The organism is Rhizobium sp. BK313, assembly GCF_014193655.1.
Classification (GTDB): domain Bacteria; phylum Pseudomonadota; class Alphaproteobacteria; order Rhizobiales; family Rhizobiaceae; genus Rhizobium.
In genome coordinates this window covers 1,755,255-1,769,380 of the sequence record NZ_JACHZQ010000001.1, presented here as the reverse complement: position 1 = coordinate 1,769,380, position 14,126 = coordinate 1,755,255, and the positions used below count along the sequence as shown (strand labels likewise).

General features: G+C 58.2%; 13 protein-coding genes and 1 pseudogene. 5 read left to right on the top strand and 9 right to left on the bottom strand.

Annotated elements, in window-relative coordinates:
* The first annotated feature begins 72 nt into the window (after positions 1 to 72).
* Positions 73 to 1,053 carry an SDR family oxidoreductase gene (locus FHT86_RS08415; RefSeq protein ID WP_133706385.1) on the top strand — a complete coding sequence of 327 codons (981 nt, stop codon included), beginning with the start codon at positions 73 to 75 and terminating at the stop codon, positions 1,051 to 1,053.
* 468 nt (positions 1,054 to 1,521) lie between these two features.
* Here the strand turns inward: FHT86_RS08415 and FHT86_RS08410 are convergent, their stop codons facing one another.
* Positions 1,522 to 2,835 carry a hypothetical protein gene (locus FHT86_RS08410; protein WP_133706384.1) on the bottom strand — a complete coding sequence of 438 codons (1,314 nt, stop codon included), beginning with the start codon at positions 2,833 to 2,835 and terminating at the stop codon, positions 1,522 to 1,524.
* A gap of 68 nt (positions 2,836 to 2,903) precedes the next feature.
* A complete protein-coding gene (locus FHT86_RS08405) occupies positions 2,904 to 3,467 on the bottom strand; it encodes a type II toxin-antitoxin system VapC family toxin (protein WP_133706383.1) in 564 nt (187 codons plus the stop codon).
* A gap of 107 nt (positions 3,468 to 3,574) precedes the next feature.
* Here FHT86_RS08405 and FHT86_RS08400 point away from each other — a divergent pair, with 107 nt between their 5' ends.
* Positions 3,575 to 3,766: a hypothetical protein gene (locus FHT86_RS08400; protein WP_133706382.1), complete on the top strand. Its 192-nt coding sequence runs from the start codon at positions 3,575 to 3,577 to the stop codon at positions 3,764 to 3,766.
* A gap of 427 nt (positions 3,767 to 4,193) precedes the next feature.
* Here FHT86_RS08400 and FHT86_RS08395 read toward each other — a convergent pair whose 3' ends face one another.
* The gene (locus tag FHT86_RS08395; RefSeq protein ID WP_133706381.1) at positions 4,194 to 5,099 is read right to left on the bottom strand and encodes a LysR family transcriptional regulator; all 906 of its coding nucleotides are present in this window, start codon (positions 5,097 to 5,099) and stop codon (positions 4,194 to 4,196) included.
* 183 nt (positions 5,100 to 5,282) lie between these two features.
* Between FHT86_RS08395 and FHT86_RS08390 the strand changes: the two genes are divergently transcribed.
* Entirely contained in the window at positions 5,283 to 6,017 is a 735-nt protein-coding gene (locus FHT86_RS08390; protein WP_133706380.1) for an SDR family NAD(P)-dependent oxidoreductase, read from the top strand.
* A gap of 6 nt (positions 6,018 to 6,023) precedes the next feature.
* On the opposite strand, the gene FHT86_RS08385 is transcribed toward FHT86_RS08390, so the two are convergent.
* Complete coding sequence (locus FHT86_RS08385) at positions 6,024 to 6,926, bottom strand: LysR family transcriptional regulator (protein WP_166656773.1); 903 nt, start codon at positions 6,924 to 6,926, stop codon at positions 6,024 to 6,026.
* A gap of 135 nt (positions 6,927 to 7,061) precedes the next feature.
* Between FHT86_RS08385 and FHT86_RS08380 the strand changes: the two genes are divergently transcribed.
* The gene (locus FHT86_RS08380; RefSeq protein ID WP_133706378.1) at positions 7,062 to 8,114 is read left to right on the top strand and encodes an aldo/keto reductase; all 1,053 of its coding nucleotides are present in this window, start codon (positions 7,062 to 7,064) and stop codon (positions 8,112 to 8,114) included.
* 1,172 nt (positions 8,115 to 9,286) lie between these two features.
* Here FHT86_RS08380 and FHT86_RS37915 read toward each other — a convergent pair.
* From FHT86_RS37915 to FHT86_RS08360, 4 genes and pseudogenes are all read right to left on the bottom strand, one after another.
* Positions 9,287 to 9,484: a hypothetical protein gene (locus FHT86_RS37915; RefSeq protein ID WP_246779409.1), complete on the bottom strand. Its 198-nt coding sequence runs from the start codon at positions 9,482 to 9,484 to the stop codon at positions 9,287 to 9,289.
* A gap of 677 nt (positions 9,485 to 10,161) precedes the next feature.
* Positions 10,162 to 10,353 (bottom strand): annotated as a pseudogene (locus FHT86_RS38845) (DUF982 domain-containing protein); the annotation flags it as partial.
* A 129-nt stretch (positions 10,354 to 10,482) separates the two neighbouring features.
* A complete protein-coding gene (locus FHT86_RS08365; protein WP_133706376.1) occupies positions 10,483 to 11,235 on the bottom strand; it encodes an aminoacyl--tRNA ligase-related protein in 753 nt (250 codons plus the stop codon).
* Positions 11,236 to 11,517: 282 nt separating this feature from the next.
* A complete protein-coding gene (locus FHT86_RS08360) occupies positions 11,518 to 11,934 on the bottom strand; it encodes a GNAT family N-acetyltransferase (RefSeq protein WP_133706375.1) in 417 nt (138 codons plus the stop codon).
* A 94-nt stretch (positions 11,935 to 12,028) separates the two neighbouring features.
* Here FHT86_RS08360 and FHT86_RS08355 point away from each other — a divergent pair, with 94 nt between their 5' ends.
* Complete coding sequence (locus tag FHT86_RS08355) at positions 12,029 to 12,250, top strand: hypothetical protein (RefSeq protein ID WP_133706374.1); 222 nt, start codon at positions 12,029 to 12,031, stop codon at positions 12,248 to 12,250.
* 138 nt (positions 12,251 to 12,388) lie between these two features.
* Here FHT86_RS08355 and FHT86_RS08350 read toward each other — a convergent pair whose 3' ends face one another.
* Entirely contained in the window at positions 12,389 to 12,895 is a 507-nt protein-coding gene (locus tag FHT86_RS08350; protein WP_133706373.1) for a GrpB family protein, read from the bottom strand.
* Positions 12,896 to 14,126: the final 1,231 nt, after the last annotated feature.

Genomic DNA, 14,126 nt, shown 5'->3' with positions numbered 1-14,126 from the left:
AGACGACCAAGTTCTTTCGCGCTATGAAGACTGACCACAAATCCCACCACGTCTGACACTGAGGTCCTTCATATGCCTATGAAAATCCTTTTCGTTGGCGGCACCGGCCAGATTTCATATCCATGCGTCGAGCGTGCCGTTGCTCAAGGCCACCATGTCAGCGTCTATAACCGCGGTTTGAGAGGTGACCTGTTGCCTGCCGGGGTTACCTCCATCGTTGGCGATCTCGCAGCGCCGACCTATGCGGACCTGGCCAAGGCTAACTATGACGTCGTGTGCCAGTTCATTGCCTTTACACCCGATCAAGTCGCGCGGGACATCGATGTGTTCGCGGGGCACTGCGGCCAGTACATCTTCATCTCCTCGGCTTCGGTCTATGAAAAGCCGGCGCGCCATTATGTGATTACCGAGCAGACACCGGCGATCAACCCCTACTGGCGCTATAGCCAGAATAAGATTGCCTGCGAGGCGCTGCTTAAGAATGCCGAAAATCTGGCCTGGACCATCGTCCGCCCCAGTCACACCGTTCGCACGGGCCTACCCATCATGATGGGCGACAGCGACGTCATGGCGAGACGCATGCTGGATGGCGAGCCCACTATCGTGGCGGGCGATGGCCACACGCCCTGGACGCTCACCCGCTCGGTTGATTTGGCGGTGCCTTTTGTCGGACTTTTCGGCAAGCCGGCGGCGTTGGACGAGATTTTCCACATCACCTCCGATCGCGCGCATATCTGGGATGATATTCAAAAGGCGATCGCCAGATTGTTGGGCGTCGAGGCCAAGATCGTACACGTCCCGACCGAGACCCTTGTCCGGTACAATCCGGATTGGGTTGGCCCCCTCCTGGGCGACAAGGCCTGGACGGCGATCTTTGACAATTCAAAGGTCAAAAGCGTGGCGGGCAACTTCACCTGCGCCGAAAGCCTTGAGGAAATTCTGGCGGAGCCGGTCATGCACCTCAAGCAGCGCCTGGCCAAGAGCCGTCCACCAAAGGGCGATCTTGATCATTTGGTCGATCGGATTTGCCAGGAGCAGAGCGCTCTCGGCTAGGCCGGTCTGTTGACGAGTTTAGCCTTGGCATTTGGCGCGAAGCCGAAGATGGAGTCTCTTCCGCTGTCTGCCGGTTGCGGACAGCTAACGGCGCCGCTGCGTTTGAGGCAATTGCCTGATCGTTGTTGCGCCGTCTGATGCCATTTTGTTCGCGATTTGACGGCTACGTTTTTCCGTGCGGGATCGTTTGGCTTTTTGGGGTATGAAACATGTCTTCCCAATAAACGCGATTTGGCCGCATCAGGGATGCGGCCAAATTGGTTAGTGGGTCAAATCAAGCGGTTTGGGACAGAATGGCTGGCTGCCTAGAGCTGTCGCGTCCACCAAAGAAACGCTCCGACAGCAAAAACCGGGCATTGAAAACAAAGCAGAATCCCTGACCCATCCAAACGAAACCCCTCCCGTTCAATGCAGAACAACTCCCGGCTAACAAAAGAAAACCCGGCACGAGGGCGGGGCGTAGGTCTGTCATTCTGGCGGAAGGTCTCGCCGTCTGTAGAACGTCGCGCCGATCTCCTCCGAGGGGAACGCCGGCTCGATCCCCATATAGGCGAGCTTCCGTTTCGTAACTCCGATGTTCCACCGCCGTTCTCGGGCGAAGACGTACAGCGCGACGAACTCCGCCATAAACCGGTCGAGGACATCTTCGAGGACGATTTGCTGGTTGCACCTCTTGACGGGATTGATGGCCGTCTCAGTTTCGAGATACCCGTAGTCCGCCAGCCTCCGGACGACGCGCTCATTGGTGGTCAGCCTCTTGGAGACTTCACGCAGGCTCAGCCCGCCATGATCGGGGAGCCTGATCAGCTCCGCGATTTCTTCAAGGTCGAAACGGAGACGTCCCAGTCCGACGCCTCGAAGGCCGACCGCGGCGCGGGCGAGGCGGCCGTCGAGCAGAAGGTCGAGGACCTCCTTGAACTTGCAGTTCGTCTTCCTGACGATCTTCTCGATAGGCAGAAGGTCCTCGGCAGCTTCGGAGGAAAGCGTCGCTTTCGAAAAGGCTGTCTCGATGAAGGCGTCGATCTCCTCGGTACCGTACAACGCATGCATCTTCACGTTCCGGCGAAGCTCCGGGAGCAGCCGGACATACCCGTCCGCCAGCGTGTCCCACATCGTCCTCGTCACGCCGAGGCGGGCCTTGGCCTCCTCCCAGTCGAGGGCTGTCCCGACCTTCTTCATCAAGCGCGAAACCGCATCGCTCCGTACAAGCTGCCGTTCGTAAGACAAGATGCTGCCGGGTAAGGCGCTGCCGGGAAGGACGATACCGGCGCTTTGCACGAGCTTCCGCATCGTTTTCGGGAGGATGCCGTATTCGATCGCCGCGGAACGAACCGAATGCAGGCGCCGCTCCTCGATCGGCCCGAACAAAAAATCGCCGGGTCCCATAGGGAGGGAGTCCAGCGTGACGTCGTACATGATCTTGCGAATGGGATCGTAGTCAGGGTCGACGATCTCGTGCGCCAGCCGGTCGTACAGCCGGCCGTACAGCGACCGCCCGCCGACGTGGTGCTTCGTCGTCCAGAACGACTCGTGCCAGGAACGAAGGTGATCTTCGAAAGCCGCGTTGCCTTCGCTCATCACCTCGAATCCGATCTGGGCCGCCTCCGCCCAATCCGGCTCGGTGAGGGCTTCCGAGAGGAAATCTTTTCCTATCATCTCGGTGGCGCCGATCGTCTCGCAGAGGCGTGCTACGACGTATAGGGGGAACTCGTCGATCCATCGAGACTTCGGATTCCGCCCTGCCAGCCTGTCTTCGACGTACCATTCGAAGGGGTAGCTCAACTGACGTGCCTAGAGAGAGGGTAAAGAATTTCGAAATCTCGACTGGTGCCTGCGACCATGCCCACTTGTCAGATGGCGGGAGCATCCGGCCGCAAGCCTGGAAGCTCGATCGGCATCCTAGCTTCGACCAGCCACTCTTCGGTTAGCGGATTGTAGACGCCTGGGAGGCTGAAGTGCCGATGAATGTCCTCGAAATCGCTGTCTGTGGTGAGGATAGGAGTGTCGTAGGTTATCGCTATGGCAGCTATTGTAAGGTCGTGGCTGACGCGCTGATGTTTCGCCTTTGGGTCCGGGTGCCAGAACCGCTTCAGGGCCGGCGTCGCCATCATGGCTGCGAAGATGTCCTCAGTGTCTCGGCCAAGGGCAAGGTATAAGAAGTCCGACTGCTCTATGTCCTCGATCACTTTTCGGACTCGCGCCGCCGTCGCCGGGTCTCTCGACATATACAAGCCCCGCTTTATCTCAATCAACACCGGGAAGCAGACACAGAGGTGGGCGATCTCTGCGACGTCTTCTAACCACGATCGGAGCCCTGCAGGAGGGCGTATTTTTGCCCGCGCGCTCAAGATCGAAGTGTCCAGGAGCAGCAGCGGTCGCGCCCCGTCATTGATGACATTGCTCTGGATTGGCATCCTATGCTCGAAAGATGGATTTGCCCCCGTTCAAAAGAAACAGTAGCTTATTCCCGGCGTCAAAAGTTTAATCGCCAAGACGACGGCGACAAGGAATATCGGAACCCATGAATAACTTGTGGACCCGGCAGCAGGTGGAGGAAGACCCCAGGGCATTCTTCGACGCCGCGAAGGACAAGCCGCAAATCGTCGAGGACAAGGACGGACATTTCATCCTTCGCTACGAACGAGGATCGAAAGGGTCGATTAAGGATTGGGCGGCTCTTCCGGGAACTCTCGAAGACGACGACGAGCTCTAGTTACTCCCTGCTGGTGTTCCCCATCTTGAACGCATGCGCTTCATTATGCTTCTGCGTCGGTGGATTTCGGATTCGCACGAACGATGGATGCGATCACGGCCCATTTCGAGGTCGACGTTCCGGCGTCCGTCGAGGTGCCGACGGAGACTGTCGAAGGTGCGTACGGACTAGTCGTCATCGAGAAGGACGGTCTGAGGATGCTCAAGTCGATCCCATGGGGCTTCCCGCGGCACACCAAGGAGATGCGTGTAGAAGGGGAGCCGCCCGGCCGGATAGGCCTGGTTGCTGATCTCACAAACGCGCTGTGGTCCGGTACGGCGGTCGATCCCAAGTACAGATGCCTCATTCCGCTGACACACTTCGCGAAGGCGAGTCAATCAGGGCTGCCATCTCTGAAGCGTTCACCTCCATGCGCGACTTGCGTAGATTATCGCAGGCGCAGGTGTGGCTCGTCTTTGAGCAGGCCGGCGACGAAATCAACGAAGACCTTGATCGCCCCCGTCATACGGCGGGTCGTGGAACTGACGGCCTGTATTGGATAGAGCCGCGGCCTATAGTCCTCCAGGACCGACACCAGCCTGCCAGCCTCGATATCGTCGGCAAACATCCAGCTCGGCCCCTGGGCTAGACCCATCCCTGCCAGCACTGCCGCATGGACGCTTTCGGGGTCGTTGGTGCGGAGCGGGCCGAAAGGTGGTACGACCACCGGACCCTCGGGGCCTTGGAATTTCCAGGTCTTGGAATTGCCCTGGAAGGTGAACGGCAGGCAGCTATGGTTGGCCAGGTCATCGAGGTTAGCCGGGGTGCCATGCTCTGCGAGGTAGGCAGGGGAAGCGACCACTGTGGCCTCCACACAGCCAATCTGGCGCGCGAGCAGGCCGGAATCGGGTAGCTCGCCGATGCGAATGGCAACGTCGACACCGTCCTCGATCAGGCTCACATAGCGCTCCGAAACTTCCAGATCGATCGTCAGGTCCGGATAACTGGCGAACAGAGCCGGCAGGCGCGGCGCTATCAGCCGATTGGAAAACACCGGCGAGCAGGTCACCCGCAGCCGACCCCTGGCAGACATCTCCCCCGAGCGTATGCGCGCCTCCGCCGTTTCCAGATCGCTGAGCATGCCGATGGCGAAGTCGTAGAATTCCCGGCCCTTGTCGGTCACGCTCAGTCCGCGCGGACTGCGCCGGATCAGTAATGTGCCCAAGTGGGCTTCCAATGCCGCGACTTCTTTGCTGACGGTTGACTGCGCCACACTCTCTGCCTTGCCGGCGCGTGAAAAGCTTTCGGTTTCCACGGTGCGCACGAACAGCCGCATCCTTTTGAGCTGATCCAATTTCCCGTCTCCACTCGCCGATATCGGGTCCCAAAGAGCATAAAACGGAATAAAAAAGAAGATCGATATTCCAGACTGGAATTCAAGCTATTCGTTCGACCTGAATTGGAAATCGCCGTCCGGCCCGTAAGTAATGGGCGTTCCCGGCCATTGCCGGGCATGCAACCAACGAAAGAGGCCAAATTGTCCAGGTTGAGTGGAAAAGTCGCCGTCATTACCGGGGGAACCTCCGGCATGGCATTGGAAACAGCGAAAGTCTTCGTCGAGGAAGGAGCCTATGTCTTCGTGACCGGCCGGCGCCAGGACGTGGTCGATGCAGCCGTCGCCTATATTGGAGAAAACGTCGCCGGCATTCAAGGTGATGTATCCAACCCTGCCGATCTCGATCGCCTGTTTGCCACCGTCAAGGCCGAGAAGGGCCATATCGACGTGCTGTTTGCCAGTGCCGGCGCCGGGCATATGGGCGAGCCCGTGGCAAGCGTATCGTCCGAACTGGTCGATCACACCTTCGACGTCAACGTGAAGGCCGTGCTGTTCACGGTGCAAAAGGCCCTGCCACTGTTTCGCGACGGTGGATCGATCATCCTCAACAGTTCCATCGCGCATTTGAAGGGCATGCCGGGCGCCAGCGTCTATAGCGCGAGCAAGGCTGCCGTCCGGGCCTTCGCCCGCGGCTGGACGATGGAGCTTAAGGATCGCGCCATCCGCGTCAATGTCATCAGTCCCGGCCCGATCGATACCCCGTTCACCCAGCCCGCGCCACAGGGTTGGAAAGATGCGATGACGGCCATGGTACCGCTCGGGCGCTTCGGTCGACCGCGCGAAATCGCCACGGCCGCGCTGTTTCTGGCGTCCGAGGATTCCAGTTTCATCACCGGCATCGACCTGTGTGTCGATGGCGGGCTGAGCCAGGTCTGACCGGCATCAATCGCCTCCGCCGCCCAGTTCCGCTATCACCTGCGCCAGCGCGCCAGCAAATCCGACAGTCGGGCGGCGCTCGGGAAAGTAGAGGCAGAAGCCCGGACTGGGCGGCATCCAGTCGCTCAGAACCGGAACAAGCCGCCCGGAGGCGACATAGTCGGCAATTTCGGCTTCGGCGACATAGGCAAGGCCCACGCCCGCCAAGGCCGCGCGGGCGATCAAGCCATGATTGTCGAGACTGAGCGACCAGGGCGCATCGACCTGTATGACTTCCCCATCCTTCTCGAACTCCCATTCATAGGGTGCCCCGCTCGGCCAACGGATGCGGATGCAATCATGCCCACCCAGCTCATTGGGATGAACCGGGCGCGGACGGGTTTTGAAATAGTCCGGCGATCCAACCACCCGATAACGCAGCCTCTGGCCCAGAGGAACGATGGTCATGTTGGGCGGAACAGCGCTCGCTATACGCACTCCGGCATCGAAGCCCGCCTGCACGATATCCACCAAGCGCCCCTCGGTCACGATATCGACCTTCACGTCGGGATAGCGGCGGATGAATTCGACGATGAAGGGAACGAGAATCTGATGCCCGCCGGCGATCGAGCAGTTGATCCGCAATGTGCCTTTCGGACTGCCGCGCTGGCTACGGGCGGCCTCGGTAGCGGCGTGGATATCGGACAGGGCCGGAGCGATGGCGCGCACGAGGTCGTGGCCGGCCGCCGTGAGGTCTACCCGCCGGGTGGTCCTGTCGAAAAGTCTGACCCCCAATTCATCCTCAAGCCCGGCCACAGCATTGCCGATGGCGGTGGGAGAAATGCCCAGGTCCCGAGCCGCGGCGCGAAAATTGCCGCGACGGGAGATCGCCAGTATGGCTTCGAGTTCGAGGAGCTTGGCTGGTCGCATTATCTCATTTTCCGTTACTCTGAGATCTGTTTTATCGCAATTGTTACAACGATCAATTCCTCCTAGATGAGATGGGAAGTTCCAACGGCCGGGGTTGCCCTGGCTATGTGCTGCATCTGCGAGGAAGCAACCGAAATGACTTTTACTTCCGATGATATTGCCGGATCGGCGCGCGTCCTGCTGGGCCATTCCGATCTGGTCGTCCGTCCGGTCGGGCTGGGCTGCATGGGCATGTCGCAATTTTATGGTGAGGCCGATGACGCGCAGTCGGCCGGAACCATCCGCGAGGCCCTAGATTTGGGCGTCGACTTCATCGACACCTCAGATATCTATGGCGCCGCCAATATGCTAGTGGGCGCCGAGAACCGCGGCTTCGGACACAATGAGCAATTGATTGGCGGAGCCATCGCAGGGCGCCGCGACGAGGTGGTGCTGGCCACCAAATTCGCCGTCAGGCTCACCGATGACGGCAAGAGCGTGCGCATCGACGGGCATCCCGATTACGTCGTCTCCGCCTGCGAGGCGAGCCTGCGCCGTCTCGGCGTCGAGGTCATCGACCTCTATTATGCCCATCGCCTAGATCCGAACGTGCCGGTGGAGGATACGGTCGGGGCCATGGCCCGGCTTGTCGATCAGGGCAAGGTGCGCTCCATCGGTCTCAGCGAAGTAACCGCGGCCCAGCTACGCCAGGCCCATGGGGTTCACCCCATAACGGCGCTACAGTCCGAATATTCGCTGTGGGAGCGTGGCGTCGAGGCGGAAATCCTGCCCGCCTGTCGTGAACTGGGCATCACCTTCGTGCCATTCAGCCCACTCGGGCGATCCATGTTGACCGGCGCGGTCAGTGTTAAGACGCGCTTCGCCAAAGGAGATTTCCGGATCACCGATCCGCGCTTTTCGGCCGAAAACCTCGCCACCAACCTTGCCCCCGTAGAGGCGCTCGCGGCATTGGCCGAGAGCAAGCACTGTCGTCCTGGCCAGCTCGCGCTCGCCTGGCTCCTGGCCCAGCCCTTCGACATCGTGCCGATCCCCGGCACCAAGCATGTCGAATATGTGCGCGAGAACCTTGCCGCGACGAACGTCGCCCTTAGTCGCGACGAGATTGCCTATCTCAGTGCGATTTTCGCGCCGGATCGGATCGCAGGAGAGCGCTACGCCCCCAACGATCCCGGTCGCCGCAGAGATTAAGGCTGAAACTACCGGGAGAGCCAATGCTCGAGAGGGATCAGCAGTTGACCATTGGAATATGTAGTAGCTTGTTGCTGCGCCTATAGCTTGGCCGGCATCAACGTCTGCTCTCGGCAATTGACCCAGCCAAGCTGAATGGCCGAGATTGGCGCGAAGCTGTCCTTTAATGGCTGGACAGTCAATGTCCGCTATGGGGCCGGAAGCTGACCGGCAGCTTGCGGGATCGAATCCAAAAAAGCCGACGTCTGCGCCCCCTCCCGCTGAGCGTCCCAAGTGGAGATTTGTTGATCGACTGCTTTGACGGCGGAGTATCGATCCAGGCGAAACCAATGAGTGACGCATCCGAATTAGCCGACTCCTGATGACGAGGGCAGCGGCGCGGGAGCCAGCCAGCCGATCATAGGCTCGAATTCGCGCGACTCCAAATGCAACGGGAAGCCGCCATGGTGGTTGGCGAGCACGATTCAGATCAATCTGTAACATAGGAATGAAAAGCGCTCCCGCCTTGTCACAGATTGCCTGCACTAGGTCCTGTTGACAAAGTTGCTCTGGGGCATGCGGATTGTGTCGCCGTCGGTGATCGAGAAGCTTTGCGTGCTGAATTGACAAACCGGCGGCAGTGCGGCGGATACCGAGCTGGACGAAAGCCGAAGGAAGCTCATGCCACCCTGAAATGCATGGCCCACAAGGATTGCTGCGAGAATGATCGTGAAGACGATGAGCTTTGTCTGCAGATAGCTGAGGCGGCGCGACCTCTGGCGCGGCCAATACTGGCGGCGTTCGACACCGGTCTGAGGCTTTTCCGTGATGAAGCTGAGATCGGCACTTCCTTCGATCCGTGTCAGTCGTCTGAGGGTCGCCAGTTGCTTGTCGCTGCTCGCAACATCAAGAGAGCGAAAATCTTGTAAGCCACTTCGCGCGGGAAATGGAAAACGCCCCTACGCTGATGGTTCCTTGCAGACGGCTCGCCTCGTTGGTTGGCGATGTAGGCCGGAGCTTCACCAAACGGAGAGGCGAAGCGATCCCCGCGATCCGCAGCCGTGCATCAAGCACGCTGCGGACGGCGATCCTCCCAGAGAATACAATAGCTTTCAAGAATATTCGCCCGCAGCGCTGTTTTTGGGCTCGCGCTACTCATAGATCATTCCATGAAGGCCTTTGCGTCTCATCGATCAGGAGCATACATCCGTCCTGACTGGATTGCCGAGGCGGTTGTGGTCGTGGCTCCATTGCCATTGGCATTGATTGTAGAGATAGTTTTCATAGTCGCCAGAGGAGAAAGGTCCATCGTCGCGGAACCGGCTGGAAAAGTGGTCTCGGCCAGCAAACCCGCCGCCGCGGCTTGCCTCTCCGCTCATCTGGCTGCTCATGGCAGCTCCTCCCCGATGCCCGCCTCCCTCATGGCCTCCACCGTGACCGCCACCGTGGCCGCCTTGGGCCAATGCGGGTGTTACCGTTGCGATAGAAGTGACTGCAAGCGACAGAGTAATCAGACTCGTTGCAGCGATTTTACGAAGCATGGACATGGTAGTTTTCCTTTAAAGTGACTGTGTGTAGCCACCCCATGTATCTGTGCATCAATTCGGGCATCCGCCCGCCACATTGCACCGCTTCTGTTCACTTCTGTTCACGTCTGATCGCGGCAAATATATCGCCAGTGATCTGCCGCGATCGGAGGGCTCCTGTCGCATTATACTGTCATCGCTTCGCGTCCACCTGCTGCGTCAGCAGCATACCATAGGGCGTGCGGCACGGGTGGACGGAGGCAGGAGCCCCCTCGCTCAGGACGCAACACGAGATCCCGGCCGCCAGAGGATGGCCGAGCCGATCGAATATTATCGCAACAAATTTTGCAGGATGCAGCGCCATGTTGTGGCAGCCGCTTGCCTCATCAAGGCGTGGTCCGGGCTAGAACGAAGGTCCGATTGGGTGGCGGAGAAATTTCCAGTTCAATAGGTTCAGAGTAGCGGCTTTGAAAGTGGGTGGCATGGGGGTGTCACCGGGTATCGCACTCACCTAATAGCGATACCTTAGCCCGTCGCTTGCGTCACAACCGCAGCGGCGGGCTTCGATTTAGCGCTTCCGGTATTATTGGCCCGGACCTACTGCTTGAAGAAGAATATCCGCGCTTCCTCAGCGGCGGCAGAAAGGCAGCTCGCGCCTCGGCAGGTGTCAGCCGCCCGTCGTGCGCGTCGATCAACGCCTGTTTGGCTGCAGTGAAAGCCTTGCCGTCTTCTTTTCCCGGCCATTGTCAAACTATCAAGGTATCAAATCGCGTAGCCCATGCCGAAAAGCCTTATCTTATGGATATTTTTCGATGTGTCGCCTCGGCTCGGACCGAGACGACAACGGCACCTGTTGATCTCGATTAGGCCCGGTCTGCGGCTATTGCCCAATTGTGAAGGCAACGGTCTAGGCCGATGGCTATCTCTAGGACCAGGACGTCGTGTTCGCGGGTCGCGCCCCCCTTCGCTCGGGAGACGAACTTGCGTGGGAAGTCCGTCCGTCGCGAGATAGAGCAGACCTCCATCCACTTGAACCCATTATCGACCTCGATGTCCGTCGTGACCTGCGAGTAGCTTGGGAGGCGGTCGGACTCGATGACGCGGGTGGGGAGGTTTATGACAGAAGCGATCATCTTGCGGACGGGCTCAAGGCAGGCGGAGTGGTAGTCCATGCCAGTGTCAGTGGTGAAGGCCGCTTGGAATTCGATCTGCCAGAACTCCTTCAGGCGCATGTGCGCCGTCGTCTGCACCTGCTCACGACGGTAAGAGCGTCCAGCCTGCCAGACGCAGAGCGGCAACTTAGCGCCGGAATGAGTGTCGAGGAGATGTGCCATGTAGGCGTAGGTAGAAGGGGTGGTCTCTGGACGAAGGACAAGTTCCGTTTCTGCGCCCGTCGACTTCTCTTGCATCCAGACATCGGCATTCTCGTAAGCATCGGAGATAAGGTGTCGGGGGAGGAGCGTGGGAGCTTCCACGCGCCGCATGTCCCAGGCCGGATTAATGGACCGGAGGAAGGCGCGGACTTCCTCCGAAAAAAAGCGGATAAACTCTTCACGTCGGAGGATTTCACGTTCCTCCCAGTGCACGAGCGAATTTACATTCAGAATGCTGAGCATGGCCGAATCTCCATGATGGCCATTAAAAGGATGGGGTGGATGCTTTACGTCCAGTCGGTCGCGCGAATACGCGCGGCATCACGACCGGACGCGAAGACCTCGTCCTCCGAACACGCATGCGACGACGGCCCGCTGGTTGCGGCCTTCATTCATCGATGCTGCGTGTGTGTTGCTCATAACGCGCATGAATGCATTCGTCAGTGCAAAGGGTCAATCTTTATTTTGCCAGCGTCTGGCATAGAGCTGTCGATGTTCTCGTCTGCTTCCGGCCTTGTGCGGTCATTACAAGGTCTTCGCCATCAGAGGGCTTGCCCGGTCCGCGTCGACCATTTCCCAACCAATCCGCTCGTAGAATGCCACTGCATCGGATGCAGCGTGGACTTCGAGCACACTTACATTTTGCGTCCGGGCTAATCTCTCGACAGCGTTCATCATCGTTCTACCAAGGCCTTGCCGCTGTCTCTCCGGGACAATTGCGACCATGCGGACTATACCATGCTCGTTCTCGGCAACATCGAGACGAACCGCGCCAACCGGCTCAGCCTTGTCGACCAAGATCAAAGGAATATTCTCTGGTCTATGGTCATCAGGATGCTGGTCGTCATACCCAGTCAATCCACGGAGATCAAATAATACCTGCCGCCGAATTTGATGGTAGGCTTCCCATTCAGATTGGCTTGATACCCGCACGAGCTTCATATGAACGGCCCACGTTATAACGGGGCGATTATAAGGATAGTCAGCTTAGCCGCAATAACTGGTGTTGGCGGACCACATTTCCGTTGGGGGCTGGATGAAGAAGGTCTATTTCTTTTACGGGATTTTTGTATTTCTCGCTCTGAGGAGCGGAGCAACATTTATAGCCCAGAGATTTTATCCAACGTCCACCTCGGACAGCATAGGGCGGCAGTTGGCCTATCGAGTAGCCTTGATGATCGCGTTGGGAGTAGAAATCGGCGTGTGTTTGGTCGTGATCTCGATCCTGCAAAGCGCGGGCTATCGACTCGCGCTATGACCGCTGTTGGCGCGATGCGGCCAAGGAACATCGTTGCCAGAAGAGGGGGGACGTTCGTGATAGCCGCTTCTGGCTCATTCCGGAAGAGGCGCTCTTCCGCTGTCGGCCCAATGCGGTCATCGAGCTGGTCAATTCTGCTCATTCTTCCCCACGCGCCAGCCGATCAATGCGCTGGCAGAATTCGTCTTTTGCGAGAGAGTACGAGAGAGTGTCCGACACAAACCGCTCTGCGAGTTCCTTTTTAAGCGTTTCGTAAGCTTGCGCTTCAGCCGGGTGCGACCGCAGGAAATCGCGAAATCTAAGATGTTGCCCAAATTCTGGATTGCTCTCAACCCACATATGAATGTGGTGGGTGTGCGGGTTTCCCTTTCGGTAGTAATGGCGGCCGGAAATGCCGCCATTACCGCGATACTCATACCCCAGTTTCCTCATTGCATCCGCGCAAGCCGGGCCATCTTCGTTGCGGTTTAAGGAGACCAATATGTCGATGATCGGCTTTGCGGCGATCCCGGGGATGGAAGTGCTGCCTACATGATGGATAGCCTTGAACCAACCTTCGTCCACACTTTCCATAGCAAGACGCTCCGCATCGAATAAGGCGGCCCAACCAGGATCATGCGGCTCAAGAACTATTGGAGGCTTCATGAAAAAAAACTTAGCTCAGCACAGTGACATATCAGCGACGACGTCCGCTTGTTGGGCCCTTTGCGGACATTCCCACCATAGCCCTACCTAATGCGCTCTTGTCCGGCGGCGCTAAAATAGACCCGTTCTGCTTCGACGTGTCGATCAGAGACCAGCATCGTGACGGCAAGCGAACGACACGGTTCACAGGTGAAACTGACCCTGGCGACACATTCCTTGTCAATGAATACAAGCCAGTGAGCCCGCGATGCGTGCACGCAAGGCAAATAGTCGATGATCGGCCCGGCTTCGTGCAAGATTTCACTTATGCGAGGCGTTGCTCGAAAGGCTACAACCTTACTGTTTGGCGCGAGCACATCGTCACCAGCACATACACTATCCCGTTCAAACCAAATCTGCATCTCTCCCTCCAGTATGCTCTTTTGAACCGGGCGCAAAGTCCCGTTTGGCGTATCAGCGTCATGACGACAATCGGCCCATTGCGGTCCCGCGTACATGCTTTTAATTTGAGTTTCGCCGGTTAACATCACCGGCACCTGGTTGCGTAGGCCGAGGACGCCAACAGAGCTGGTCGAAGAATGTTTCCAGCCGCTGGATTGCGAGGTTTGGAACTTCCGTGCGGTGCCACTGTCGGCGTTCGATGGCCGTGTCCACATAGCGAAATTCGATCAAGCCCGATGCCAGCGGAGACAGGCGAAGGTAGGGGCCGCTATAGGGCTGGATATCCGCCTGCTGGACGCATAAGTCACCAACCGAAGTCCAACCGAACAGCGTCTGTCTAAGTGGGCCTTGATTTATAAAATCGATGGCTTCTTTGACCCCAGTCAACGCTGCTCTCATAGCTTCATTGCTCGATCGCTCGCGCATAGCATTGAAGTAGTCGGCTATCTGCTCCCAGTCCTTTATCATTTCCCGAGTAGCTCGCTTTAGCTGTGAGTTGCCGCAAACCGTACGGCGATTTCAGGAATTAGCGATGACCGCTGTTGGCGGCCTTTTGCTGCCGTTGACCCTGGAGCACGTGGCATCCATACGTTTATCGGAAAGACCCGATAAGTGGCTATAGCGATGTCTAACTTCCTGCAGTTCGCGATCAATAAACAGCCAGAATGCCTGACACGTGACGATGTGATCCGATGGGCCGGTGCTTTGGATAACTGGAGCTTCTACAACACCGTAGCTCTGGAAATTGCGATCGGATCGTAGAGGAGTAACAGTCATCGGCTGAAAAACG

Excerpts from the sequence above, each read along its gene's own strand:
- FHT86_RS08415 (WP_133706385.1), top strand. The coding sequence starts at position 73 with ATGCCTATGAAAATCCTTTTCGTTGGCGGCACCGGCCAGATTTCATAT.
- FHT86_RS08405 (WP_133706383.1), bottom strand. The coding sequence starts at position 3,467 with ATGCCAATCCAGAGCAATGTCATCAATGACGGGGCGCGACCGCTGCTG.
- FHT86_RS08400 (WP_133706382.1), top strand. The coding sequence starts at position 3,575 with ATGAATAACTTGTGGACCCGGCAGCAGGTGGAGGAAGACCCCAGGGCA.
- FHT86_RS08385 (WP_166656773.1), bottom strand. The coding sequence starts at position 6,926 with ATGCGACCAGCCAAGCTCCTCGAACTCGAAGCCATACTGGCGATCTCC.
- FHT86_RS08380 (WP_133706378.1), top strand. The coding sequence starts at position 7,062 with ATGACTTTTACTTCCGATGATATTGCCGGATCGGCGCGCGTCCTGCTG.
- FHT86_RS37915 (WP_246779409.1), bottom strand. The coding sequence starts at position 9,484 with ATGAGCAGCCAGATGAGCGGAGAGGCAAGCCGCGGCGGCGGGTTTGCT.
- FHT86_RS08365 (WP_133706376.1), bottom strand. The coding sequence starts at position 11,235 with ATGCTCAGCATTCTGAATGTAAATTCGCTCGTGCACTGGGAGGAACGT.
- FHT86_RS08360 (WP_133706375.1), bottom strand. The coding sequence starts at position 11,934 with ATGAAGCTCGTGCGGGTATCAAGCCAATCTGAATGGGAAGCCTACCAT.
- FHT86_RS08355 (WP_133706374.1), top strand. The coding sequence starts at position 12,029 with ATGAAGAAGGTCTATTTCTTTTACGGGATTTTTGTATTTCTCGCTCTG.
- FHT86_RS08350 (WP_133706373.1), bottom strand. The coding sequence starts at position 12,895 with ATGAAGCCTCCAATAGTTCTTGAGCCGCATGATCCTGGTTGGGCCGCC.